Annotated in this window: 1 pseudogene; it reads left to right on the top strand. The window is 48.5% G+C overall.

Going from position 1 to position 957, the window contains the following annotated elements:
* Positions 1 to 653: pseudogene (locus R7P74_RS25215) on the top strand (IS110-like element IS4321 family transposase); the annotation flags it as partial.
* Positions 654 to 957: the final 304 nt, after the last annotated feature.

Here is a 957-nt window from a genome sequence, read left to right as displayed (position 1 = left end):
CAATGCGGGCTCTGCATCGTGTCCGTGAATCCCTGGTTCAGGATAAGGTGAAAACAACCAATCAAATGCATGCTTTTCTGCTGGAATTTGGCATTAGCGTTCCCCGAGGAGCTGCCGTTATTAGCCGACTGAGTACCATTCTTGAGGATAATAGTTTGCCTCTTTACCTCAGCCAGTTATTGCTGAAATTACAACAGCATTATCACTATCTTGTTGAGCAGATTAAAGATCTGGAATCCCAGTTGAAACGAAAGTTGGACGAAGATGAGGTTGGACAGCGCTTGCTGAGCATTCCCTGCGTCGGAACACTGACAGCGAGTACTATTTCAACTGAGATTGGCGACGGGAAGCAGTACGCCAGCAGCCGTGACTTTGCGGCGGCAACAGGGCTTGTACCTCGGCAGTACAGCACGGGAGGTAGGACGACATTGCTGGGAATTAGTAAGCGAGGTAATAAAAAGATCCGAACTTTGTTGGTTCAGTGTGCCAGGGTATTCATACAAAAACTGGAACACCAGTCTGGCAAGTTGGCCGACTGGGTCAGGGAGTTGTTGTGTCGGAAAAGCAACTTTGTCGTCACCTGTGCTCTGGCAAACAAGCTGGCCAGAATAGCCTGGGCCCTAACGGCACGACAGCAAACTTATGTAGCATAACGGCAGAAATACACCGGTTTAAAGAATTACTGATCTGGTTTTGCGAATACTGATATTGATGATACTAACGGCCCACCGGCCTGTTGAGGAACCTGTAAAACGGAAAGGCTCATTGAAGCCGTATATTTTCTGGAGGTTCATCAGGCGCGGAACTCATCGAGGCGCGGGAATAAAATCCCATTCAGACGCCGGATAGATTCAAGCAAGCCAACTTGTCGTCAAAATCGGTGTTGCAAAAACGGGAGTGACCATAGATTCCGTTTTCTGAGACGACCCCTACAATACCGACACCGATGGCTGTTAC

This window comes from Vibrio sp. 2033 (genome assembly GCF_033339735.1).
The sequence above is the reverse complement of the archived record's forward strand: the minus strand, read 5'-3'. Positions and strand labels throughout refer to the sequence as shown.